This window comes from Nocardia sp. IFM 10818, assembly GCF_054655275.1.
Genome location: NZ_BAAHJH010000001.1, coordinates 2,589,447 through 2,613,719, shown reverse-complemented (window position 1 = coordinate 2,613,719; position 24,273 = coordinate 2,589,447). Strand labels below are relative to the sequence as shown.

Genomic DNA, 24,273 nt, shown 5'->3' with positions numbered 1-24,273 from the left:
CCGCCTGCACCGCGCGCACGACTCTGCGCAATGCGCCCGCCTGCACCGCGCGCACGACTCTGCGCAGTGCTTCCGCCCGCACCGCGCGCACAACTCGGCACGCCCCTCCCTCTGGCATCCCCAACCTGGCCGAACGCCTGCACAGGATTCCTCCTCGCCATTCCGGCACGCTTTCGGCCGGAATCCACCGGCCTGGTGGAGATCCCGGCCAAAGGCGCGCCGGGATGACGGGCGGAACTCCGGTCCAGCCGCTCAGAGGCGGCGCTCCCGCTCGCACCTCCAGCGCGCGCTGACCCGGCGCTGATGCGCGCACCCCCAGCGCGGGCTATCGCGGCGCTCATGCCCGCACCTCGGGATCCGTTGTCGCGGCATCGGTTCCGATACCCGGCGGAATCAGCACGCCCGCGGGGTCGGCGAACTTCACACCCACGTGATCACCGGGGGTGAGCGGGGTGTGGCCGGGGACGTCGGCGGTGAATTCGACCGGGATGCCGGAGACTTCCAGGTGCAGGCGGGTCGAGGCGCCCTTCCAGACGCTGGTGGTCACGGTGCCGCGCAACGCATCTCGCTCGGTGAGCGGCACGACCCGCACGGTATGCGGGCGAACGCACAGGTGGGCTTCGGCATTCGGCGCCCAGTCCGGTCTGCCCACGCCCGCGGGCGGCGCTTCCGCCCGCAGGGTGTGTTCGCCCACGGTGATCAGCGCGGCGGTGCCGGAGACGTGCTTCACCTCGCACGGCAGCAGATTCGCGCCGCCCAGGAATGAGGCGGTGAAGTCGGTGGAGGGCTGCTGCCACAGGTTGTGCGCGGTATCGATATCGACCAGCCGGGCGTCGCGCATGACGGCGATCCGGTCCGCGAGCGCCAGCGCCTCGGACTGATCGTGGGTCACGTACATCATCGCCGTGTCCGGCAATGCCTTTCGCAGCTGCTGCAGCTCCCCCAGCATGTTCTGGCGCAGCTGGGCATCCAGTGCGGCGAGGGGTTCGTCGAGCAGCAGTACCTTGGGGCGGATGGCCAGCGCGCGGGCGATGGCGACCCGTTGCTGCTGGCCGCCGGAGAGTTCACGCGGTAGCCGGGTGGCGTAGGAGCCCATGCCGACCATGTCGAGGGCCTCGGTCACCCGATCGCCGATCTCGTTGCGCGGCACCCGATGCGCCTTCAGCCCGAAGGCCACATTGTCGCGCACCCGCATGTGCGGGAACAGCGCGTAGGACTGCACCACCACCCCGATCCCGCGCTTGGCGGGCGACAGGCCGGTGACATCACGGCCGGCCAGCCGCACCGTGCCCGAGGTGGGCCGGATGAATCCGGCCAGGGCCTTGAGCGCGGTGGACTTGCCGGAACCGCTGGGTCCGAGCAGGGCAACCGTTTCCCCCGCGGCGACGCGCAGGTTGAAATCGGCCAGTGCGACAGTGGTTTTGCGGCCGCGGCCGTAGGTGACGCCGACCCGGTCGAACACGATGGCCGGTTCGGCGGCGGCGGCGGCGGTGGCGGTGGCCGAGGTTGTCGTCAACGCGGAGGACATGGTTGCTGCTCCTGGTTTCGATTACTGCCCGGTGGCCTTCTGGTAGGCCGCGAGGTCGGCGTCGAGATCGCTGAGCACCTGGTTCCAATCCGGGTGCAGGACCGTGACGTTCTTGATGAGCGAGGCCGGGGTCGGGCCCGCGCCGGTGGCGGTCACCTCACCGAGATCGGTGCGCACGGACACGGCATCGGCGTCCGGCAGCGTCTTCTGCACCTCGGCCGACAGCAGGAACTCCATGAGCTGCTTGCCCTCCGCGGAGTGCGGGGCGCCCTTGGCCAGGCCCATCAGATAGGGCACGGCGACGGTGGACTGCTTGCCGTCGGCGGCGGCCGGGAAGAAGACGGTGAACGTGGCCCCCTTCTCCTTGATGGTGGCCAGGTTCATCTGCACATCGCCGTTGGCGATGAGGAGCTCGCCCTTGTCGACCTTGGCCTGCAGCTTGCCGGTGGAGGAGGACGGGCCGACATTGTTGGCCTGCAGCTTGGTCAGGTAGTCCAGCGCGCCCTGCTTGCCGTAAAGCTGCTGCAGCAGGATGAGCACGGCGGTGCCGTCACCGGCCTGGCCGGGGGTGGAGTACTGCAGCTTGCCCTTGTACTCCGGCTTCAGCAGGTCGTCCCAGGTGAGCTCGGCCGCGTCGACCGAGGGGTTGGCGATGAAGCACAGGTAGTTGCCCGCGAGGGTGACCCACTTGCCTGCGGCGTCCTTGTCGGCGGCCGCGAAGGCGGCGGTGTCCACGCCGCTGGACTGCAGCAGCCCGGACTTGTCGGCCTTCTGCATGAACGGCGGCAGGGTGACGATCACATCGGCCTGCGGGTTGGACTGTTCCTTCTCGACGCGGTTGACGACCTCACCGGAACCGGCTTCCACGAGGTCGACCGCAATGCCGGTCTGCTCCTTGAACTTCGCGAACTGGGTCTTGTACCACTCGCCGACGCCGTCGGCGGAGTAGACGGTGACCTTCTTGCCGTCGGCGGAGTCGGCTCCGGTGCCGCCGCAGGCGGTGAGGCCGAGGGCGACAGCGGTGGCGGAGGTGAGGATCAGGGCGGTGCGGGCGAGGGTGCGTGCGAGGCGGTTGTTCGTATTACGCACGGTGACTGCAACTTTCGGTTCGTGGGGTAGGTCTGCTCGGAGGGACTCGGGGGTGTTCCGCCGCCCCGGCGGGGCGGCGGAAGTCTCAGGCGCGTTCGGCCAGCAGGAGTTGCGCGAACTCGGTGACGGAGGCGACGACGTGGGTGGCTCCGGCGGCGCGCAGCTGCTGTTCGTCGTGCGCGCCGGTGAGCGTGCCCGCGACGATGCGCGCGCCCGCGGCCAGGCCGGTGCCGATATCGCTGCTGGTATCGCCCAGTACCGCAACGCGATCCACGGCGTCGATGCCCAGCCGCAGCACGGCGGTGAGCACCATGTCCGGATAGGGGCGCCCGCGCCCGGCATCCGACGGGGCGAGGGTGAGGTCGGCGATCTCTTTCCAGCCCAGCGCGTTCAGCAGCTTGTCCTGGGTGGCGCGGCTGAATCCGGTGGTCAGCGCCACCTTGATCCCTGCCGCCCGCAGCGCCGAAATGGCCTCCTCCGCACCGGGAATCGGCGTGACCCCGGCATCGGCGAACTCGGCGTAGGCGGCCTCGAAGGCCTCGTTGGCCCGCTGCGCCTTGTCCTCGTCACCGAGCAACGCCCGGAAGACGACGATCTTGGACTGCCCCATGGTGTCGATGACGTACTGCCGCGCCGCCTCGCGCTCCGGCCCGGCGACCGGAATGCCGGCACTGGTGGCGGCCTGCTCGAAGGCCCGGATCACCAGGCCGTCGTCGAGCACGGTGGTGCCGGCCATATCGAGGACGGCGAGATCGATCTGCTTGTCGGTCAAGGAATTTCCTTACAGCTCGAGCAGGTCGGCGGTCTCTTCGCCGAGCGCGGGTCCGAGGGTCATGCCGCGGCCGCCCGGACCGGTGATGACCCAGACGTTGTCGGCGGCCTGCGCCCGGGTGACGATGGCGCCCGGATCGATGGACTGGCTGTACACGCCCGCCCAGCGGCGCACGATCTGCGGCAGCTTGCGGCCCAGCAGTTCCTCGGCCACGGCGGTGAGGTGCTCGTAGGGCGCTTCGTCGACATCGAAGTTGAACGGCTCGTCGTATTCGTGGGTGTCGCCGATGGTGAGCCCGCCGTGCAGCCGCTGCACGCACAGCAACTGCATCTTGTGCTGGGCCGCCGTGAAGGGCTGGGCCTCTTCACGATTCAGGCGATCCAGCTCCGGCCCCCGGAAGCCCGGGTAGTAGCGGAAGCTGTCGCCGTCGGCCACCGCGGTGGTGAGCGGTTCGCCCAGCGGCGCGGTCTGCATCATCTGCAGCCGGACGCGGCGCACGGGCAGATCACCGGCGAGCTCGCGGGTCAGACCGGAGTGCGCCGCGCCCGGGCAGACCAGGACGAGATCGCCCTCGTGGCGGCGGCCGCGGTCGTCGACCACGGTGGTGCCGGTGACGGCGCGGGCCTCGGCGCCGGCGAAGAAGGTGTAGCGGCCGGTGGCCGCCATGTAGTGCCGCAGCGCGGGCAGCGCCTGCCGGGACTCCACGGCCGCATCGGTCGAGCAGTGCAGTCCGGCAAGGAATTTGCCGCGCAGCGCCGGGTTGACCGCGCGCACCCGATCCGGGTCGAGCAGTTCGAATCCGCGCTGCGCCGCCGAGGCGTTCGCGGCGGCCGCCTCGGCCACGGCGAGCTCGGCCTCGGTGCGCACCAGGGTGATCGAGCCCGCGGGCCGGAAGCCCACGCCCGGCACCTTGCCGCCGATCTCCTCCCACAGCTGCCGGGACTTCAGCGTGATGTCGAGTTCGTTCGCGCTGCGCCCGGACACCCACACCAGGCCGAAATTGCGAACGGTGGCGCCGCGCGCCTCGACCTCCCGCTCCAGGTGAACCACGTCGTGACCGCGTCCGATCGCGGCCAGGGCGTGGGCCGTGCCGAGAATGCCGCCTCCGATGATGACCAATCGCATGCGCCCATGGTGGCGAATGGTCTAGACCTAGGAGTGTTTCGTATGCAAACGCTGGGTTAATAATTGGTATAGACCAATTCCGGGTACGCTGGGGACCATGCTTTCCGCAGAATCGGCCCGCATGCCCAAGTCCTACCGCGTGCGCGCGGAACTGGAATCGCTGCTGAGCACCCTGGCCGAGGGCGATCCGCTGCCGTCGGAACGCGAGCTGGCGCTGCGCTGCGGCGTGGCGCGCGAAACGGTTCGCCAGGCGGTGCGAGAACTCTTGGTGGAGGGCAGGATTCGCCGCCAGGGCCGGGGCACGGTGGTGTCGCGGCCCAAGATGGTGCAGCCGCTGTCGCTGCGCTCCTACACCGAGGGGGCGCTGAAATTCGGCCGCACGCCCGGCCGCCTACTGGTCGACTGGACCGATATCCCGGCCGATCCCGATACCGCCGCCGTGCTGGACATCGAGCCCGGCGCGCCGGTCATGCACCTGGAGCGCATCCTGCTCGCGGACGGCGAACGCATCGGCCTGGAGAGCACGTACATGCCGCTACCCCGCTTCGCGGGCCTGCGCGGCGCCTACGATCCCGCCACCTCGCTCTACGCGGCCGTGCGCGCGAGCGGGGTGGTCTACGCCCAGGCCACCGAGCGCATCGAGACGGTGCTGGCCTCGCCCCGCGAGGCGACGCTGCTGGAATGCACCACCGCCCTGCCCATGCTGCTGCTGCACCGCCGCAGCGTCGATGTCGACGGCGTCCCGGTGGAGCGCGTCCGCTCGCTCTATCGCGGCGATCGCATTGCGTTCCAAGCGAACCTGCACGACTGACCATCGGGTTCCCCTGCGCCATACTGGGTAGTGTCGATTTACCCGGAGCGAGGGGGTACACGATGCCGGATACACGGGAGACCTGGCGCAACAAGACATTCGGAGCGATCGGGGCCGGCGTGTACGACGCAGTGGTCGAACGGGAGCAGCTGGCCCGGCCCGCCGGGCGCGTGCTCTGGGGCACCGATGTCGGACTCTTCTACAGCAGCATGGATTTCCTGGGCGACCTGCCCGACGGCACCGCGGTCCTGGACGTCCCCTGCGGCGGCGGGGTGGCATTGCGCGCCGTGCGCCCCGGCCAGCGCCTGGACTACATCGCCGCCGATATCTCCCCCGCCATGCTGGACCGCACCCGGGCTCGCGCCACCCATCTGGGCCTGACCGGGATCGGCTGCACCGAGGCCGATATCGAGGCACTCCCGTTCGCCGACAACACCTTCGACTTCTGCCTCAGCTACAACGGGCTGCACTGCCTGCCCGATCCGGCCGCCGCCATCCGGGAGATGGCCCGCTGCCTCAAGCCGGGCGCCCGCTTGATCGGCACGGCCATCATCCGAGGCGCCGGTTCGCGCTCCGAGCTGTTCCAGCTGACCATGCGCACCTCCGGGGTCTTCGGCCCCAGCGGCACCGCGGCCGACTTCGAGGGCTGGATGACCGGGGCGGGCCTGCGCCCCGACCGCCTCGACCGCTCCGGCGCGCTGCTGCACTTCGCCGCCACGAAGCAACCATGAACCGGGTCCGGGGCGGCTGCCCGCCCCGGGACCCCTTACAGCACACCTACGGAATCAGAAGCATCCCAAGGAAGCTGTTGACCATATGGACGATCGTGCCGAGAAAATGCGGGATCATCGCGCCCTCCTTCCTACTGCTAGTTGAAATACCGACAGGTCCGTACTGATTTAGACATCCAGAAATGGATTAGCAGTTATTCGAGGCCGCTCGCCGGATGGATGGCGCCCGCCCACACGGCAGTTGGGCTGGTACCTGTGGCGGTACCAGCCCAACTGTTCTCCGGGAGGGATCGGTGCCGGAGTTCAGAGGCCCGCGGTGGCCGCTAGCAGCGGGCGGGCGTGGGATCGGTCGGTGGCTTCGATCAGTCCGGCCGCCAGCAGGTAGGCGGCGGCCATGCGCAGGGCCGAGTCCCGCAGGGCCGTGAGGGTTTCGGTCAGCTGGGTGCCCTTGTCCTCGAATCCGCGCCGGAGCTGGTGGGCGGAGTCGAAGTCGCCGAAGCCGGAGAGCGTCCGTAGCCTGGTGGAGCGGTCGATATGGGAATCCAGGCAGTCGGCGAACCGCAGGAAGTTCGCGGCACACTTGCGGGCCGCGGGAATCTCCATGCGGAAGGCGCCGGTGCGAGCCTGCCGGTAGAGTTCATGGGCTGTGGTTTCCCCCGCTGTCACGACGGGACTCCGTCCTCGAATGTGAAAAGACGATTGACGACCGCAATTTCGCGAATGAACAGTGTGCGACTCGACAGCGCGTGAAACCCGAGGCGGGCGTGCCGCGCCAGTCGACCACGCGGCACGCCGGGCGGGGCGCCCCGTTGCGCCCGCCGTCTTGGGGCGGGCGACGTCTCACGGTTCGAGCGAGCTACTGGTCCGATAGCGCCACTCGGTTGACGTCACCGATGACGACAATGGTTCCGTGGCAATACATCAATTGTGTCAATGCATTTGGAATCATTGTTCTGGTAAACGGCGCCGGCCACCGGCCACGTCGATTACGAGATCAGTGTAACCGTCAACCAGTTCGGCCAGATGGTACCAGTGTTTATGGGTGTTATCACTAGCAGCGCCTTCATGATCTATCACCTGATTGGCTTCCACCCAGCTCCTGGCCATACGGTCCACCACCGCCCCAAGGCTTTCCGTGTGCAGCGCGGCGCCATTGCGATGCTGGGGCAGTTCCTGATCCACCCAATCGTTGATATCGTCAACGAGTTCGTCGCGGCGGCAATCGATCTCGGTGATCAACATGGGGTCGCGCACCTGAGCCCGCCGCTCGTGCAGCTCGGCGAGAGCATGTGCCGACCGGAGCAGAACTCGATCTTGAAATCGACGGCCCTGGAAGGCACAGAGCAATTGCGGGGCAGTCGGCAGCGCGCCGGCAATCGACATGGTCATCGCGACTCCCCAAAAGCACCCGACAACATCACTAATCGCACCAACATGATTGGTCTCCGGATTCAGCTATACCGCTCATCGGATCGGTTGTTCACGAATAGGCTAGCTGGATCATGCTCTTACAAATGCAAGAACGCAAGAATGCGTTCTAGGTAGTGCGCAAGGCGAAAGGGTTGTCATGGCAGGCAAGCGCACCGTGCTTACCGTCCGTTTGCGCCGCCTCGCGGCGATGCTGCACGAGATGCGCGAGGACGCCCATCTCAGCAAAGAGGTGGTCAGCGCCAAAACCGGGATCAATGTCACCACGCTGTACCGCATCGAGACCGCGCAGGCCAGGCCACAGCGCCGCACCCTGACCGCCATGCTCGATCTCTACGGCATCGGCGAGCCGCAGCGTTCAGATGCCTTGCAGTTGCTGGTGGATGCGCTCAAACCCGGTATGGCCAGGTCCTTCGAGGACGCCGTCTCCGAGGTCTACGGCGCGTACATCAACTTCGAGGCGGAGGCGCTCTCGGCGCGCTTCTTCCAGTCCACCTACGTCCCGGGCCTGTTACAGACCGAGGCGTACGCGAACGCGGTCTACGAGACCACCATGCCCAAGATCTCCGAACAGGTTCGGGAGCAACGGGTCCGGGCCCGCCAGGAGCGCGCCCGCGTGCTCACCAAGGACAAGTCCGATCCCTTGGAGCTGTGGGTGGTGCTGGACGAGGCGGTCATCCGCCGGCTCGTGGGCGGTCCGGAGGTCATGCGGGAACAGTTCGACCAGTTGCTGTTCCACACCGAGAAGCGCAATGTGATCCTGCAGATCCTGCCCTTCGACGCCGGCGCCCATCCGGGCATGCTCGGCTCGTTCACCTTGCTGGACTTCCCGGATCCGGCCGATCCGGAACTGGTCTACGTGGAGGGCATCGCCAGCGACGAGCTCATCGAGGGTCATCCGGAGGTGCGCCGCTACGGCGTCATGTTCGATCAGCTGCGCGCCATGGCGCTGAGCCCCCGCGATTCCATGGCCATGATCTCCCAGGCCATCGTCGATCTCGGAAGTTGATCTCACACAACCCGATTTGATCTTCCACCCACCCTAGGTGGGCAATCCCGCACCCCCGGGGCGGGGACGGGCAGCACTGTGGTTGCTGTCGGTCGAACTCGGTGGTTGCGACAGTGGATACATCCCGAACAGCCCCACACAGTCGCACTTCCGAGAGGATGATATCGATGTGCAAGACGGCCGAATCGCCCGCCATCACACTCGTTCCGATGCGGGCGAGCGGGGAGACCGCTGCCCCCTCCTCGGAGTCCGCCCTCCACTCGGATCCCGCCGCCGTCGCGGTGACCGCCGCCGACTGCGAGCTGACCTACGCCGAGCTGGATCGCTGGTCCAACCGGCTGGCCCGCATGCTGCTCGCCCTCGGGGCCCGCCCCGGCACCCGGATCGTGATCGCCGACGTGCCCAAGCTGGAGGCGATCGTGTCCCGGCTGGCCATCACCAAGACCGGTGCGACCCCGGTCCCCTTCACCACCGAAACCACCTCCGCGCGCGTCGATTTCGGTATCACCACGAAGGAGGGCCGCGATCGGATCACCGACCCGGCCCGCTGGCTGGTGCTGGACGACCGCTCCACACTGGTGCAGTACCTGACCGGCTCCGCTGAACCGATTTCCGACGCGGAATTGTATATGGCGAGGAAGGCCTCCTAACCCGCCGAATGTCACCAGCACGCAGGATGTTTCATGGCTTCCAGCTCTGCCCTGTCCGGTTCCGCCCCCGCCCTGCCCACCGAGGCGTTCGCCTTGTCGGCGGCCCAGCGCGGCATCTGGTTCGCCCAGCATCTGGCCGGTGACACCCCCGTCTCCATCGCCCAGTACGTGGAGCTGGCGGGCGCGGTGGACGTGGAGTTGCTGGCCGCGGCGGCGCGGCAGGCGGGCCGGGAGTTCGGGACCGGCTACCTGCGGCTGCTCGAAATCGACGAACTGCCTTGGCAGGTCGTGGACACCACGCTCGAGGACGTCATCGAGACCATCGACCTGAGCGGCGAGCCGGATCCGGAGGCCGCGGCCCAGGCGTGGATGCGGGCGGAGTTCACCGCCCCCTTGGACATGACGCGCGACCGCCTGTGCGCGGTGCGCATGCTGAAGCTGGCCGAGGGCAGGTGGTACTGGTACTCCCGCTTCCACCACATCCTGCTCGACGGCGTGGGCGCGCTGACCATGCTGCAGCGCACCTCGGAGATCTACAACGCGGCGGTGGCGGGCCGGGAGATCCCCGAGGGCAAGGCCGAACCGCTGGCCAGGATCGTGGAAGCCGATGCGGCCTACCGGGATTCGGACAAGCTGCAGGCCGACCGGGAGTATTGGAAAGAGCATCTGGCCGGGATGGCCGAACCGGTGTCGCTGGGCCGGCGCACGGGGGCGGTCGACGCGCATCCACGCCTGCTCAGCGGGGAACTGCCGGAGCGGACCGCGGCGCTGCTGGACGCGCTGGCCGCCGAACTGTCGAGCAGCCCGGCGCCGATCATCGTGGCCGCCTTCGCCGCCTATGTGGGCGCCATGACCGGCAGCGGCGAAATCGTGCTGAGCCTGCCGGTGTCCGGCCGCACCACCGCGGTGCTGCGGCGCTCGGGCGGCATGGTGGCCAATGTGGTGCCGCTGCGCCTGCACCCGGCGCCCACCGCCACCGTCGGCGATCTGATTCGCGCCACCCAGGGTGAGCTCACCGCCGCCCTGCGCCGGCAGCGCTATCGCCAAGAGGACATCATTCGCGATCTCGGCTGGGCCATGGACGAAATGGCCGGTTTCGGGCCGACGGTCAATCTCATGCTGGCCGATACCCGCATACGCCTGGGCGGGGTGACCGGGCGGCTGCACGTGCTGACCTCCGGGCTCATCGACGATCTGTTCGTCAATGTGTATCCGGGCGTGGGCGGCGAGCGCACCCATATCGACTTCCAGGCCAATCCGAACCGCTACGGCGAGAGCGAGCTCGCCGCCCTGCACGCGCGGTTCCTGGACTTCCTGCACCGTTTCCTGGCGGGCGGGGCGCACGGGCCGCTGTCCGCGGTGGCGGCGCTGTCGGAGTCCGAGCGCGCCGAACTCGTCCCCGCCCGCGGCCGCCCCGGCGCCGCACCGCGCACGCTGCCGGAGATTCTGGCGGCGGGCGCCGCGGTCGATCCGTCGGCCATCGCCATGCGCGCCGACGGCACGGCGTTCACCTACCGCGAGGTCAGCGAGTACAGCAGCCGGTTGGCGCGGGTGCTGATCGCGGCCGGCGCCGGACCCGAACGCGCGGTGGCGATTTCCATCCCGCGCTCGGCGGCGTCGGTGCTGGCCATGATCGCGGTGGCGCGCACGGGCGCGGCCTTCGTGCCCATCGATCCCGGCTATCCGACCGACCGCATCGAGCACATGATCACCGACAGCGGCGTGGTGGCCGGGGTGACGGTCGCGGCCGTGCGGGCGGCCCTGCCGGATCGGGTGCGGTGGCTGACAGTCGATGATCCGGTGACCGAGACGACCCTTGCCGCAACCGATTCCGCGCCCATCACCGACCGTGATCGGCTCGCCCCGGTGCGGCTCGATCAGCTGGCCTATCTGATCTACACCTCCGGCTCCACCGGCCTGCCCAAGGGCGTCGGCGTCACCCATCGCGGCCTGGCGAATCTGGTCACCGGCTCGGGCGCGGCCTTCGGCGTCGGCTCGGACGCGGTGATGGCGCACGCGGTGTCGCCGAGCTTCGACATCTCGATCGAGGAACTGCTCGTGGCGCTGGCCGTCGGGGCGACGGTGGCGGTGGTGCCGCCCGCCGCGTACGCGGGCGAGGAGCTGGCGAGAGTCCTGCGCAAACTGGAGGTCACGCATCTGAATGTGACTCCGGTGGTGGCCGGTTCGCTGGAGCCGGAGACCCTGCCGCGGCTGCGGACCGTGGTGGTCGGCGGCGAGTCGGTGCCGCCGGAGCTGACCGTGCGCTGGGCCGGGCGGTGCGTGCTGAATGGGTACGGCCCGACCGAGACCACGGTGACCGCGACGCTGAGTACGCCGCTGGCGCCGGACGATCCGATCACCATCGGCGCGCCCGCGCGGGGAATGAGCGCGGTGGTGCTCGACCCGTGGCTGCGGCCGGTGCCGCCCGGGGTGACCGGTGAGCTGTACCTGGGCGGCCCGGGCCTGGCGCGCGGCTACCACCAGCGCATCGGCTTCACCGCGGAACGCTTCGTGGCCAGCCCTTTCGCCATCGGCGAGCGCATGTACCGCACCGGCGATCTGGTCCGCTGGCGGCGGCGCAACGGCCGCCCGGAACTGGAATACGTGGGCCGTGGCGACACCCAGGTGAAGGTGCGCGGCTTCCGCATCGAACTCGGCGAGGTGGACGCCGCCGTCGCACGGCATCCGGGGGTCGAGGTGGCGATCACGGTCGGGGCCACGACGCCGGGCGGCGCCACGGCGCTGGCGTCCTACGTGCTGGCCGCCGCCGATGCCACGATCGACCCCGAAGCCGTGAAAGCCACTGTGGGCAAGCACCTTCCGGCGCACATGGTGCCGTCTGCGGTCATGGTCCTCGACACGCTGCCGCTCACCCCGGCGGGCAAGGTGGATCGGCGAGCGCTGCCGGAGCCGGACTTCGGCGCTCGCGCGCACACCGGCCGGGCCCCCGGCACCGAGCGGGAGCAGATCCTGGCCGCCGTCTTCGCCGAGGTGCTCGGTCTCGAGGCGGTGGGCGCGGACGACAACTTCTTCGCCCTGGGCGGCGACAGCATCGTGGCCATCCAGCTGGTGGCCCGCCTCAAGAAGGCCGGGCTGTCGGTGCGTGCCCGGGATGTGTTCGAGCACAAGACCGTTGCCGCGCTGGCGGCCGTGGCCAGTGATGCGGCGGCGCAGGCCCTGCCGGAACTGCCGGGCGGCGGGATCGGCCCGGTGCCGCTCACCCCGATCGTGCACGCCATGCTCGCGCAGGGCGACACCTGGCCGCGCTTCGCGCAGGCGGTGCTGATCGGCCTGCCCCGCGATGTGGATCGCGACCGGCTCGTGCCCGCGGTGCAGGCGCTGCTGGACCGGCACGATCTCTTGCGCAGCACCCTCGCGCACCACGGTGATTCGCGCGGCAATGGCGCGGGCGGCCGGCAGTGGGCGGTCGGCGAACCGGGGACGGTGCGGGCCGAATCGCTCATCGACACGGTCCACGCGCTCGCGGACGGCGATGGCTCCGACGAACTCCAGGCGGCGGCCGACCTGCTCGATCCGGCCGCCGGCGTGGTCGCGCGCTTCGTGCTGATCGAGCGCGAGAACGCCGATCCGCTGCTGTGGGTGGTACTGCACCACCTGGTCACCGACGGCGTGTCCTGGCGCATCCTGCTCCCCGACCTGGCAACCGCCTGGGCGGGCGGCGAGCTGCCGCCGGTGGGCACCTCGTTCCGGCGGTGGGCGCACGCCCAGCGCGAGCAGGCCGCCGAACGACTGGCGGAAGTCCCGCTGTGGCAACGGATTCTGGACACACCCGATCCGTTGTTCGGATCGCGGGCGCTGGACCCGCAGACCGACACCGTCGCGACCATGCGGCAGGTGCGGACGGTCATCGATGCCGAAACCACCGCCGCGGCACTGGAACTGGTTCCCGAACGCTTCCACTGCGGTGTGGACGACGCGCTACTCACCGCGCTCGCACTCGCGGCGAGCCGCTGGCGGGACACCCGGCGGACACTGCTCACCCTCGAAGGCCACGGCCGCGAGGAGTCGATCGCGCCGGGCGCGGACATCTCGCGCACCATCGGCTGGTTCACCAGCGTCTACCCGGTCGCGCTCGATCTGGGCGGCATCGATCCCGAGGAGGCGTTCCACGGCGGGCCCGCGGCGGGCGCCGCGCTCAAGGCCGTCAAGGAACAGTTGCGCGCCATTCCGGACAAAGGCGTGGGCTACGGGATGCTGCGGTATCTGCACCCCGACACCCGGCAGAGCCTCACCCGTACCGCCGTCCCGCAGCTGAGCTTCAACTACCTGGGCCGCACCGGCGCGGGTGTCGAGACCTCCGACGGCGGCGAGACCCCGTGGCTGCCACGGCGTTTCGCGGCCACGCAGGACGACCGCGCGCCGCTGGAAGCGGCCATCGACATCAATGCCTTCCACACCGACGCCGGGTTGGAGATCACCTGGGCGTACGCCTCGGAGCTGCTCACCGAGACGCAGGTGCGGGAATTCGCCGACCTGTGGGCCCGGGCGCTGGCCGGTCTCACCGCCCACGCGCGCCAATCCGGCGCGGGCGGGCACACCCCCTCCGATTTCGGGCTGGTCGGCGTCACGCAACAGCACATCGACGGCTGGGAGCGCGAATACGCCGGGCTCACCGATGTGTGGCCGCTCTCGCCACTGCAATACGGGCTGCTGTTCCACGCCCGCTACGACAACGACACCGCCGACGGCTACACCGTGCAGACCCGGCTGTCGCTGGCCGGCCGCGTGGATTCCACCCGGCTGCGCACGGCCGCGCAGGCCCTGCTCGACCGGCACGACGTGCTGCGCGTGGCCTTCGCCGAGACCCCCGACGGGCCCCGGCAGCTGGTGCTGGCCGCCGCCGAGATCCCGTGGCAGGAAATCGATCTGACCGATCTCCCGGAGGCTTCGGCCCGGCAGCGCGAGCTGGAGCGCCTGGTGCACGTGGACGCGGGTTCCCGTTTCGATCTCACCCGCCCGCCGCTGCTGCGCTTCAGCCTCATCCGCACCGACACCGAGGCGTGCACGCTGCTCATGACCAATCACCACCTGGTGCTGGACGGCTGGTCCACGCCGCTGGTGGTGCGGGAACTGCTCGCCGGCTACCTGTCCTCGATCACGGGTCAGGAACTCACCGCCGCGCCCGCGCACTCCTATCGCGAATTCCTGGCCTGGCTCGCCGACCAGGACGACGCCGCCTCCCTCGCCGCCTGGACCGAGGCGCTGGCGGGCGTGGACTCGCCCACCCGGGCCGTCCCGACGCTGGCCGATATCACCTCCACCGAATCCGGCATGGTGACGGTCGATTTCACCGCCGCGCAGCTGTCCCGGCTGGAGTCCACCGTGCGCGATGCGGGCGCGACGGTGAACACCGCCGTGCAGGCCGGGTGGGCGCTGCTGCTCGCCATGCTCACCGGCCGCACCGATGTCGTCTTCGGCGGCACCGTCTCCGGCCGCCCGCCGCAGCTGACCGGCGTCGAGGAGATGGTGGGGCTGTTCATCAATACCCTGCCGGTGCGGGTGCGGCTGCATCCCGGTGAGCGCGTGGCGGATCTGCTGGCGCGGGTGCAGGCCGAGCAGGCGCGGCTGCTGGACCATCAGCATGTCGGGCTGGCCGCCATCCATCAGGCCGTGGGGCTGCCCGAGCTCTTCGACACCCTCACCGTGTTCGAGTCCTACCCGATCGACCGCGAAACCCTTTCGCAGGCCATGGATATCGCGGGCATGCGCATCCTGGATGTGGAGGGCACCGACGCCACGCCCTACCCGCTGAACCTCATGGTGATTCCGCAGCGCGCCCCGGACGGCACCGAGAGCCTGCAGATCAGCGTGAAATTCCTGGCCGACCACCTGCCCGAGGCGGCGGCGCGGCGGCTGCTGGACCGGTTCGTCCACCTGCTCGATCAGATCGCCGACCGGCCCGACCGCCGTGTGGCGCAGGTGCAGCACTGCGATCCGGCCGAGCGCCGCGCCCTGCTGCCGGTGCGCGGCGGCGATCCGGTGCCCATGCGCACGCTGGCCGATATCCTCACCGCCGGCGCGCGGGTGAATCCGGACGGCATCGCCATCAGCTCCGGCAATCTCACCATGACCTACCGCGACCTGGACACCTGGTCGAACCGGTTCGCGCGGGTGCTGCTGCGCCGCGGCGTCGGCCGCGAGGTCTTCGTGGTGCTGGCCCTGACCCGCTCGGTGGAATCGGTGGTCGCGGTGTGGGCGCTGGCCAAGACCGGCGCCGCCTTCCTGCCGCTGGATCCCAACTATCCGGTGGAGCGCATCGAGCACATTCTCACCGACTCCCGCGCGCCCATCGGCGTGACGGTGTGCGCGGTCGGCGAGTCGCTGCCGGGCAGCATCGACTGGCTGCTGCTCGACGATCTCAACACCATCCGGCGCGTCATGACGGTCTCCGACGCACCGATCACCGATGCCGAACGCGGCGGGCCCATCAGCCTCGACCAGGTCGCCTACCTGATCTACACCTCCGGCTCCACCGGCAAGCCCAAGGCCGTGCTGGTGAGCCATCGCGGCCTGGCCAATCTGGTCTCCACCCAGGAGAAGGGCCTGGACCTCAACGAGATGTCGCGCACGCTGCAGGTGGCCTCCCCCAGTTTCGACGCCTCCGTGCACGAACTTCTCAAGGCGCACGCCATGGGCGGGCGGCTGGTGGTGTCGCCGCCGGATGTGTACGGCGGCAGCGAACTCGAACAGCTGCTGCGCACCCAGGGCGTGACTCATGCGGTGATCACGCCGTCCGTGCTGGCGACCATGAACCCGATGGGGCTTTCCGACCTGACCAATCTGTCGGTGGCGGGCGAGGCGGCCGGGCCGGAGCTGGTGGCCGCGTGGGCGCCCGGCCGGCGCATGCTGAACCTGTACGGGCCCACCGAATTCAGCATCTGGGCCACCGGGCCCGGCGTGCTGCTGCCCGGCGAACCGATCACCATCGGCGCGCCGATTCGCGGCGCGCAGGCCATGGTGCTCGATTCCTGGCTGCGGCCGGTGCCGCTGGGCGTGACCGGCGAGCTGTATCTGGCCGGACCCGCCTTGGCGCGCGGATATTTCAACCGGTTCGCGCTGACCGCGGCGCGGTTCATCGCCAATCCGTACGGGGCCTCGGGCACCCGCATGTACCGCACCGGCGACATGGTGCGCTGGGTGGAGGTCAAGGGCGCGGACGGGGCGCGGCTGGAGCTGGAATACCAGGGGCGCAGTGATTTCCAGGTCAAGATTCGCGGCCTGCGCATCGAGCTGGGCGAGATCGACGCGGTGCTCCATGCCGATGACGCGATCGAGTACGCGGCGACCATCGGCGCGCCGGGGCCCGGCGGGCAGACCGTACTCGTGTCCTATGTGGTCGGCGTGCGCGGCAAGCCGCTCGACACCGAACTGCTGCGCACCCGGGTGGCGGCGGCGCTGCCGGGATACATGGTGCCCAGCTACCTCATCGAACTGGACGACGTCCCGCTGACGCCGGTCGGCAAACTGGACCGGAATGCCTTGCCCGCACCGGATTTCGCGAGCCTGCAAGAGCGGTATCTGGCGCCGCGCACGGCGGTGGAGCGGGCCGTGGGCGAGGTCTTCGCCGAGGTGCTCGGGCTCGATCGGGTCAGCATCGACCGGTCGTTCTTCGAACTCGGCGGCAACTCGCTCAGCGCCACCAAGGTGGTGGCGCGGGTGAACGCGGTGCTCGGCGCGACGGTCGCGCTGCGCGATCTGTTCGACGCCCCGACGGTCGCCCAATTGTCTTCTCGGGTCGTGCCTTCCGCCGATCTGTCCGGCCGCCCGGCGCTGGCGCCGCGCCTGCGGCCCGACCGGGTGCCGCTGTCGCCCGCGCAGCAGCGCATGTGGGTGCTCAATCGCATGGATTCGAGCCTGGCGGCCTACAACATCACCGCCGCGCTGCGGCTCACCGGCGAGCTGGACACCGAGGCGCTGCGCGCCGCCGTCACCGATCTGGTGACCCGGCACGAGACGCTGCGGACCATCTATCCCGGTGATGCCGACGGCCCGCGCCAGGTCGTGGTGAGCGTGCGGACCGCCGCACCGGAGATGCGGGTGGTCGACACCGAAGACGGTGCGGCGCTGCGGGATCGGATCGAGGAGCTGACCGGAACCGGATTCGACGTGACCCGGGAGCCGCCGCTGCGCGTCGGGCTGTTCCGGATCATCGATACACCCGACACCCATGTCGTGGTGCTGGTCGTGCACCACATCAGCGCCGACGGCGCGTCCATGGAACCGCTGGCCACCGACCTGCTGACCGCCTATCTGGCGCGCAGCGCGGGCGCGGAGCCGGTGCGCGAACCGCTGCGGGTGCAGTACGCGGACTACTCGCTGTGGCAGCGGGAACTGCTCGGCGACGAGCGGGATCCGGAATCCCGTGCCGCCCAGCAGGTCCGGTACTGGAGCGAGCAGCTGGCAGGCAGCCCGGATGTGCTCGAGCTGCCCACGGACCGGCCGCGGCCCGCCGTGCAGAGCATGCGCAGCACCGATCTGCCGTTCGCGCTCGACGCCCGGCTGCACGCCGGGCTGGCGGCGCTGGCGGCCGAGACCGACACCAGCCTGTTCATGGTGCTGCACGCGGCGCTGGCCGTGCTGCTGTCCCGGCTGGCGGGCACGCCCGATGTGGTGGTCGGTACCGCGGTGGCCGGGCGCGGGGACGCCGCGCTCGACGATCTGGTCGGCATGTTCGTGAACACTCTCGCACTGCGCACCCCGGTCGATCCCAGCAGCGGGTTCCGGGACTTCCTGACCGCGGTGCGCTCGGCCGATCTGGACGCGTTCGCCCATGCCGAGGTGCCCTTCGAACGGCTGGTGCAGGTGCTGGATCCGGCGCGCTCCACGGCCCACCATCCGCTGTTCCAGGTGACGCTGTCGCTGCAGAACTTCGCCCCGCCGAGCCTGGAATTCCCCGGGTTGCGCGTGGAAGTGGAGCCGTTCGACCGCGATACCTCACAGTTCGATCTGGCCTTCGACCTGCGCGATCCCCGGCCGGGCGCGGAACCGTCGGGGCTGGAGGGCACGCTCAGCTACGCGACCGATCTGTTCGACGCGGCCACCGCGGCCCGGATGGTGACCCGCTGGCAGCGCGTCCTGGCCGCCGTCATCGCCGATCCGCAGGTGCGACTGTCGGATATCGATCTGCTCGACGAGGCGGAGCGGCGCGCGCTGGTGCCGCTGCGCGGGCCGCGCGGGGGTGAGATCACCATGCTGGCGGAGGTGCTCGCCACCGCGGCCGCCTATCACCCGGATCGGCCCGCCATCGTCGCCGAGGGGCGGACCACCACCTATCAGGAGCTCGATACCGCCTCGGACTTCCTGGCCGCTCAGCTGACCGCGGCCGGCGCCGGAGTGGAAACGGTTGTCGCCCTGGCCATCTCCCGCAGCGCCGCGCTGCTCACCGCCATCTGGGCCACCGCCAAGACCGGTGCGGCCTTCCTGCCCATCGATCCGCGCAACCCGCTCGACCGCATCGATCACATGCTCACCGATTCGGGGGCGGTGCTGGGGCTCACCACCAGCGCGCATCGGCCGCTGCTGCCCGGCACCATCCAGTGGCTGGTGCTCGACGGCCCGCAGGAAGACGCGCGCACCAAGGTCATTCACATCGACCGCTGGTCGCGGGAAGCCTGGGAACGGGATTACGACTACGCCGTGAACCCCGACCATCCCGCGTGGCTGATCTACACCTCCGGATCCACCGGGACGCCGAAGGGCGTGTCCGTCTCGCATCGCGGCCTGGCCGATCTCGTCCGGGCGCAGCACCATACGCTCGGATTGAACGAACGCTCGCGGGTATTGCAGGTCGCCTCACCCAGTTTCGACGCCTCGGCGTTCGAGGCGCTCATGGCCTTCGGGGCCGGGGGCGCCGCGGTGGTCGCACCGCCCGATGTGTTCGGCGGCGACGCATTGCAGGATCTCATTGCCGCCCAGCGGGTCACGCATCTGGTGATCACCCCCTCCGCACTGGCGACCATGGACCCGGCGGCGGTGTCCAGCGTGCGCGTGCTGGCGGTGGCGGGCGAGGCCATCGGACCGGAACTGGTCGAGCGCTGGTCGGCCGGGCGGATGCTGGTCAATCTCTACGGCCCGACCGAATTCACCATCTGGGCCACGACGTCGGATGCGCTGAAGGCGAATCAGCCGGTCACCATCGGCCGTCCGATCCGCGGTGCGGCCGCGCTCGTGCTCGACGATCGGCTGCGGCCGGTGCCGATGGGTGTGGCCGGTGAGCTGTACCTGGCAGGCCACGCGCTGGCGCGCGGCTATCACGATCGCACCGGACTGACCTCGGCCCGGTTCGTCGCCGATCCCTACGGCGGTCCGGGCGAGCGCATGTACCGCACGGGCGATCTGGTGCGCTGGACCGGATCGCTCACCGCGCCGCGGCTGGAATACCTGGGCCGCACCGACTTCCAGGTGAAGGTGCGCGGCCAGCGCATCGAACTCGGCGAGATCGACGCGGTGCTGGCGCGGGCCGAGGGCGTCGAATTCGCCGTCACGCTGGGCGTCAAGGGCCCGGGCGGGGCGACCGCCCTGGCCGCCTATGTGCTGCCCTCCCCCGGCGCCGTGCCCGACATCTCCGCCATCCGCGCCCATGCCGCCGACACGCTGCCCGGCTATATGGTGCCGGCGGCCTTCGTCGTGCTCGACGCCATCCCGCTCAACGCGGTCGGCAAGCTCGACCGGAAAGCCTTGCCGGAACCGGTGTTCGAGGCCGAGACCGAGTACCGCGCGCCGACCGATGCCACCGAGTCGGCGCTGGCCGAGATCGTGGCGGAGCTGCTCGGCCGGGAGCGCGTCGGCGTGCACGACTCCTTCTTCGCACTCGGCGGTGACAGCATTCTCGCCATCCAGCTGGTGTCGCGGGCACGGCTGCGCGGCATCGAGCTCTCGCCCCTGCAGGTGTTCGAGCATCGCACCGTCGCGGCCCTGGCGGCACTCGCCGAGGAGGCCGGCGCTGCCATCGTGCTCGAGGAACTGCCGGGCGGCGGGGTCGGCGAGCTGCCGCTCACCCCGATCGTGCGCTGGATGACCGAGCGCGGCGGCGATTTCGGGCGCTTCGCGCAGTCGGCGGTGCTGGAAATGCCGAAGGGGATCACCCGCGAACAGCTCGTCGCCACCGTCACCGCGGTGGTGGACAAGCACGATATGCTGCGCGCCCGGCTCACCCGCACCGACGGCGAATGGCGGCTGCACACCCGCGAGCCCGGCGCCGTCGATGTCGACAAGCTGGTGCACCGCATCGAATTCCGCGCCGCGAGCACCGCCGAACTGCGCGAATACGCGGTGACCGAGGTGGATTCGGCCCTCAACCGGCTCGATCCGGCCAATGGCGTGGTCCTGCAGCTGATCTGGTTCGACCCGGTCGGCACCGGCCCGGACGAGCGCACCGGGCGGCTGATCCTGGTGGCGCACCACCTCGTCACCGACGGCGTGACCTGGCGCATCATCATCCCGGACCTGATCGCCGCCTGGGCGCAGCTCTCCGGCGGGGCGACGCCGGTCCTGCCCGAGACCGGCACCTCCATGCGCCGGTGGGCGCACGCCCTGCGCGAGGAGGCCCACAGCGACAGCCGCACAGCCGAACTCGGCTACTGGCGCGAGATCGCCGCGACGCCCGATCCGCTCATCGGCGCCCGGGAACTGGATCCGGCCGTCGACCGCGCCGTCACCGTGCGCGCCGTCGAGGTGTCGGCGCCCGCATCGGTCACCACCGCGCTGCTGACCACCCTCCCGGCGCTGTTCGACGGCACCGTCGAGGACGCCCTGCTGGCCACCCTCGGACTGGCCGTGCTGCGCTGGCGGGCCGAGCGATCCGGGCACACCGGGAAGACCGAGCCGAACCCGGCCTCGGTGCTCATCCGTATGGAAGGGCATGGGCGGCAACAGGAAATCGTTCCCGGCGCGGATCTCTCCCGCACCGCGGGCTGGTTCACCACCCTGTATCCGCTGCGGCTGGACCTGCCGGGCATCGATGTGGACGACGCGCTCGACGGCGGCCCGGCCATGGGCGACGCCATCCGGGCGGCCAAGCATCAACTGCTCGCCGTGCCCGGCAAGGGCATCGGCTACGGCCTGCTGCGCTATCTCAACGAGGAGACCGCACGCGAACTGCCGCACCGGATCCCGGGTCGCATCGGCTTCAACTACCTCGGCCGCTATGCCGCCGCCGACATCCCGGCCGGACTGGAGGGGCTGGGCTGGCTGCCGACCGAGGAGTTCGGCGATCTGCACACCGAGGAGCACCCCGAGGTGCCGGTGACCGCCGAGATCGAGATCAATGCCGTCGTGGTCGGCGATCGGCTGCAGGCGAGCTTCACCTTCCCGGTCACGCTCACCGCGCGGCACGAGATCGCCGAACTGGCCATGCTGTGGATGGAATCCCTCACGGCAGCAGCCGATTTCGCCGATACGCCCGAGGCGCAGGAGGCCGCCGCGGCGGAGGCGGAATACACCGCCGAGCTGGCACAGGCGCGCGCCGCCGCGGAACTGGCCGCCGCGCGACCGGCTTCGGGCCCCGGTCTCGGATTGGACGTGGTGCTGCCCATCCGCCCCGACGGCGACGAACCGGCCCTGTTCTGCATCCACCCGTCCTCGGGCATCGCCTGGACCTATCTGGGCCTGGCCGAACTGCTGCGCCCCGGCCGCCCCATCTACGGCCTGCAGGCCCCCGACCTGTCCGGCGAACCCGCCGCCCGCAGCATCGGCGATTTCGCCGAACGCTATGTGCGCGAGATCCGCCGGCTGCAACCGGAGGGCCCCTACCACGTGCTCGGCTGGTCCTTCGGCGGCCTCATCGCGCACGCCGTCGCCACCCGGCTGCTCGCCGAGGGCGCCGAGATCGGCACCCTGGCCCTGCTCGACGCCGACAGCACCGATATCGACGGCGACAGCGTCGACAAGCTCACCGCCGGATCCTTCGTCGCCACCTTCGGCCAGGTCTTCGGCATTGCCGACGTCTCACCCGACGCCACCGCCGAAGAGGCGGCGGAACTGATCCGCGAGCGCATGGGCGGGGTCGCGCTCGTGGACGCGCTCACCCTGGAACGGATGGCCGCGTCCTACAACGCCTCCGCCCGCACCCGCACCGGCTATCAGCGGCCGGTATTCCACGGTGACGCCCTGTATTTCAGCGGCACCGTGGACACCTCGGAGATCTTCGGGCCGGCCGGCTGGCGGCCCTGGATCGCCGGGGAGATCACCAATTACGACATCGAGGCCACGCACGACGAGCTCACCTCGCCGGACGCGCTGGCGGCCATCGCCCGCATCCTCGACGAACACCTCGGAGGGACCCAGTGAAACCCGGCAGCGGCGTGGACGGCGTGATCGTCGAAGGCGTCGAGAAATCATTCGGAACCGTGCAGGCCCTGCGCGGCATCACCTTCAAGGCCGCGCCCGGGGAGGTGCTCGGCATTCTCGGGCCCAATGGCGCGGGCAAGACGACCACCGTCAACATCCTGTCCACCCTCATCGCACCGGATGCCGGACGCGCCCAGGTCGCCGGGCACGACTGCGTGAGCGAGGCGGCCGCGGTGCGGCGCTCCATCATGCTGACGGGTCAGTTCGCCGCGCTCGACGACGCGCTCAGCGGCTACGAGAACCTGGTCATGTTCGGGCGGCTCATGGGCCTGCGCAAACGCGCGGCGCGGGCGCGGGCCGAGGAGCTGATCGAGGAATTCGATCTCGGCGCGGCCAAGGGCCGCCGGGTCGGCACCTACTCCGGCGGTATGCGGCGGCGCATCGATATCGCGTGCGGGCTCGTGGTGCGGCCGGAGGTGGTGTTCCTCGACGAGCCCACCACGGGCCTGGATCCGCGCAGCCGGCAAGGCGTCTGGGATCTGGTGAGCGGGTTCCGCAAGCACGGCATCACCACCCTGCTCACCACGCAGTACCTGGAAGAGGCCGACGCGCTGTGCGATCGGATCATCGTCATCGACCACGGGGTGGTCATCGCCGACGGCACCGCCGACGAACTCAAGGCCCGCACCGGCGGCAGCTACTGCGAGATCGTGCCGCTGCGGATCGAGGAACTGCCCAGAATCGCCACCGCCCTGGGCGATCTGCTGCCCGACGCCAGTCGCGAAGCGCTGACCCGCAATACCGATCGGCTGGGCATTCCCGCGCCCGAAGGCGCCAAGACCCTCGCCGAGGCATTGCGCCGGCTCGACGGGGCGGGACTGGAACTGGTCGACATCGCCCTGCGCCGGCCCTCGCTCGACGATGTCTTCCTCTCGCTCACCGGGCATATGACCGAGGAGCAGGAGCTCAATGGAAAGGCCCGCTCGTGACCGCCGCCACGGCCACCGCCTCCGGCGCCTGGCTGACCAGCACCCGCGCCACCCCGGGCACGCTGCAGCAGTGGTGGGTGCTGACGGTGCGGCTCATCGTGCCCTCGGTGAAGACCGGCGAAATCCTCACCGCCGTCCTGGCACCGGCGACCTTCGCCATCAGCTTCTACATCCCGCTCAACAAGGTGATGAGCTTCGCCGGGCACGGATTCAGCAGCTACGCACAGTTCTTCGCGCCCATCGTCATCCTGCAGGCCGCGGCCTTCACCGCCATCTCCGCGGCGTTCCGGGCCGCCACCGATATGGTCTCCGGCCTGGACCGCCGCTTCGACGCCATGCCCATGCACCCGCTGGTGCCGACCGCGGCGCGCATGTCCGCCAATGTCTTCCGCATGATCATCGCGCTCATCTCCGCCCTGATCTCGGTGCACGTCATCGGCTTCCGCTTCGAGGGCCCGCTCTCGCACACCCTCGGATTCCTGGGCCTGGCCATGCTCATCGGCATCGCCTTCTGCCTGGGCGCCGACGTCATCGGCACGGTGACCAAATCCCCCGAGGCCACCACCCAGATGCTGGTGCTGCCGCCGCTCATTCTCGGCATGCTCTCCACCGGCCTCGCCCCCGCGAACCAATTCCCGGACTGGGTCGAGCCTTTCGTCCGCAACCAGCCCGTCTCGCAATTCGCCTTCGGCCTGCGCGCCCTCGGCGGCGATTCGCTGGGCAGGGCGGGCGAGGTGACCTGGGCGGTCATGACGCCGCCACTGCTGTGGGGCATCGGAATCATTGTCTTCTCGCTGTACTTCACTGTCCGCCTGAACACGAAGAGGTCGTGA

At 70.0% G+C, this 24,273-nt stretch carries 13 protein-coding genes; 7 read left to right on the top strand and 6 right to left on the bottom strand.

The features are described 5' to 3' along the window. Nucleotides 1-337: 337 nt before the first annotated feature. The 4 genes from ACYQ5L_RS11960 to ACYQ5L_RS11945 all read right to left on the bottom strand — a co-directional run bounded on the left by ACYQ5L_RS11960 (nucleotide 338) and on the right by ACYQ5L_RS11945 (nucleotide 4,514). A complete protein-coding gene (locus ACYQ5L_RS11960) occupies nucleotides 338-1,528 on the bottom strand; it encodes an ABC transporter ATP-binding protein (protein WP_459957429.1) in 1,191 nt (396 codons plus the stop codon). Nucleotides 1,529-1,549: 21 nt separating this feature from the next. Next, complete coding sequence (locus tag ACYQ5L_RS11955; protein WP_459957428.1) at nucleotides 1,550-2,617, bottom strand: 2-aminoethylphosphonate ABC transporter substrate-binding protein; 1,068 nt, start codon at nucleotides 2,615-2,617, stop codon at nucleotides 1,550-1,552. Between the two features lie 85 nt (nucleotides 2,618-2,702). Further along, complete coding sequence (locus ACYQ5L_RS11950) at nucleotides 2,703-3,389, bottom strand: phosphonatase-like hydrolase (RefSeq protein WP_459957427.1); 687 nt, start codon at nucleotides 3,387-3,389, stop codon at nucleotides 2,703-2,705. A 9-nt stretch (nucleotides 3,390-3,398) separates the two neighbouring features. Continuing rightward, nucleotides 3,399-4,514, bottom strand: coding sequence for a TIGR03364 family FAD-dependent oxidoreductase (locus ACYQ5L_RS11945; protein WP_459957426.1), 1,116 nt, complete (start codon nucleotides 4,512-4,514; stop codon nucleotides 3,399-3,401). A gap of 97 nt (nucleotides 4,515-4,611) precedes the next feature. On the opposite strand from ACYQ5L_RS11945, the gene ACYQ5L_RS11940 reads away from it, so the two are divergent. Continuing rightward, nucleotides 4,612-5,325 carry a GntR family transcriptional regulator gene (locus tag ACYQ5L_RS11940; protein WP_459957425.1) on the top strand — a complete coding sequence of 238 codons (714 nt, stop codon included), beginning with the start codon at nucleotides 4,612-4,614 and terminating at the stop codon, nucleotides 5,323-5,325. Nucleotides 5,326-5,387: 62 nt separating this feature from the next. Then, nucleotides 5,388-6,056 carry a class I SAM-dependent methyltransferase gene (locus ACYQ5L_RS11935; protein ID WP_459957424.1) on the top strand — a complete coding sequence of 223 codons (669 nt, stop codon included), beginning with the start codon at nucleotides 5,388-5,390 and terminating at the stop codon, nucleotides 6,054-6,056. Between the two features lie 303 nt (nucleotides 6,057-6,359). Here the strand turns inward: ACYQ5L_RS11935 and ACYQ5L_RS11930 are convergent, their stop codons facing one another. Both ACYQ5L_RS11930 and ACYQ5L_RS11925 read right to left on the bottom strand, forming a co-directional pair. Next, nucleotides 6,360-6,722, bottom strand: a complete 363-nt coding sequence (locus tag ACYQ5L_RS11930; protein ID WP_459957423.1) for a hypothetical protein — start codon at nucleotides 6,720-6,722, stop codon at nucleotides 6,360-6,362. Nucleotides 6,723-7,001: 279 nt separating this feature from the next. Beyond that, on the bottom strand, nucleotides 7,002-7,361 hold the full coding sequence (locus ACYQ5L_RS11925) for a DUF4254 domain-containing protein (protein ID WP_379199402.1): 360 nt from the start codon (nucleotides 7,359-7,361) through the stop codon (nucleotides 7,002-7,004). A gap of 262 nt (nucleotides 7,362-7,623) precedes the next feature. Here ACYQ5L_RS11925 and ACYQ5L_RS11920 point away from each other — a divergent pair, with 262 nt between their 5' ends. The 5 genes from ACYQ5L_RS11920 (at nucleotide 7,624) to ACYQ5L_RS11900 (ending at nucleotide 24,273) form a co-directional block, all read left to right on the top strand. Then, the gene (locus ACYQ5L_RS11920; protein WP_379199227.1) at nucleotides 7,624-8,493 is read left to right on the top strand and encodes a helix-turn-helix domain-containing protein; all 870 of its coding nucleotides are present in this window, start codon (nucleotides 7,624-7,626) and stop codon (nucleotides 8,491-8,493) included. Nucleotides 8,494-8,660: 167 nt separating this feature from the next. Then, the gene (locus tag ACYQ5L_RS11915; protein ID WP_459957422.1) at nucleotides 8,661-9,143 is read left to right on the top strand and encodes an AMP-binding protein; all 483 of its coding nucleotides are present in this window, start codon (nucleotides 8,661-8,663) and stop codon (nucleotides 9,141-9,143) included. Between the two features lie 33 nt (nucleotides 9,144-9,176). Next, nucleotides 9,177-22,451: an amino acid adenylation domain-containing protein gene (locus tag ACYQ5L_RS11910; RefSeq protein WP_459957421.1), complete on the top strand. Its 13,275-nt coding sequence runs from the start codon at nucleotides 9,177-9,179 to the stop codon at nucleotides 22,449-22,451. Continuing rightward, complete coding sequence (locus tag ACYQ5L_RS11905; protein ID WP_459957420.1) at nucleotides 22,448-23,440, top strand: ATP-binding cassette domain-containing protein; 993 nt, start codon at nucleotides 22,448-22,450, stop codon at nucleotides 23,438-23,440. Before ACYQ5L_RS11910 ends, ACYQ5L_RS11905 begins: the two co-directional genes overlap by 4 nt. Then, nucleotides 23,437-24,273, top strand: a complete 837-nt coding sequence (locus ACYQ5L_RS11900) for an ABC-2 transporter permease (RefSeq protein WP_459957419.1) — start codon at nucleotides 23,437-23,439, stop codon at nucleotides 24,271-24,273. Before ACYQ5L_RS11905 ends, ACYQ5L_RS11900 begins: the two co-directional genes overlap by 4 nt.

Coding starts and splice junctions, on each gene's coding strand:
- ACYQ5L_RS11960 (WP_459957429.1), bottom strand. CDS start 1,528: ATGTCCTCCGCGTTGACGACAACCTCGGCCACCGCCACCGCCGCCGCC.
- ACYQ5L_RS11945 (WP_459957426.1), bottom strand. CDS start 4,514: ATGCGATTGGTCATCATCGGAGGCGGCATTCTCGGCACGGCCCACGCC.
- ACYQ5L_RS11940 (WP_459957425.1), top strand. CDS start 4,612: ATGCTTTCCGCAGAATCGGCCCGCATGCCCAAGTCCTACCGCGTGCGC.
- ACYQ5L_RS11935 (WP_459957424.1), top strand. CDS start 5,388: ATGCCGGATACACGGGAGACCTGGCGCAACAAGACATTCGGAGCGATC.
- ACYQ5L_RS11920 (WP_379199227.1), top strand. CDS start 7,624: ATGGCAGGCAAGCGCACCGTGCTTACCGTCCGTTTGCGCCGCCTCGCG.
- ACYQ5L_RS11915 (WP_459957422.1), top strand. CDS start 8,661: ATGTGCAAGACGGCCGAATCGCCCGCCATCACACTCGTTCCGATGCGG.
- ACYQ5L_RS11910 (WP_459957421.1), top strand. CDS start 9,177: ATGGCTTCCAGCTCTGCCCTGTCCGGTTCCGCCCCCGCCCTGCCCACC.